Origin of the sequence: Paenibacillus agri (genome assembly GCF_013359945.1) — a bacterium.
Classification (GTDB): domain Bacteria; phylum Bacillota; class Bacilli; order Paenibacillales; family Paenibacillaceae; genus Paenibacillus_AQ; species Paenibacillus_AQ agri.
In genome coordinates this window covers 1-513 of record NZ_JABWCS010000153.1, presented here as the reverse complement: position 1 = coordinate 513, position 513 = coordinate 1, and the positions used below count along the sequence as shown (strand labels likewise).

At 39.4% G+C, this 513-nt stretch carries 1 pseudogene; it reads right to left on the bottom strand.

Annotation, left to right across the window (positions count from 1 at the left end):
• A pseudogene (locus HPT30_RS00760) lies at positions 1-513 on the bottom strand (hypothetical protein); the annotation flags it as partial.

Below are 513 nucleotides of genomic sequence, written 5' to 3'. Positions count from 1 at the left end.
CGTCTTCGTTTTTCATTGAAATTCTAACGAAAGCAGCATTCAACGGAGTCGTGAAGGTTTTGGCTGGAATCATGCTAATAAATACTTTGTTAGAGTCGTAACATGCACCGCTCCATAAGTGATTAACACTATACGCTTGTCCGGGTGATATTGCGATGAAATCACTAGCGCTATAAGCTGCATTAGCTGTCAAAGCACCAGTGATTGTAACGTATCGTTCTAAAATTATAGTGTCTTTATTAAATAGATTTTTCGAAAGCACTGCAGGAACGGTAAGGAACGAAAGCCTATCTCTTGCGATTTCCCCCACTCCAATAAGATCGCCTGTGATTATGGGGATAGTGTCCTTACGTATAGAATTCTTATGTGACATATATTTAGTTGTTACCGCACCCACTTCAAGCTGAGTAAAAGGAACGTCTTCGTTTTTCATTGAAATTCTAACGAAAGCAGCATTCAACGGAGTCGTGAAGGTTTTGGCTGGAATCATGCTAATAAATACTTTGTTAGAGT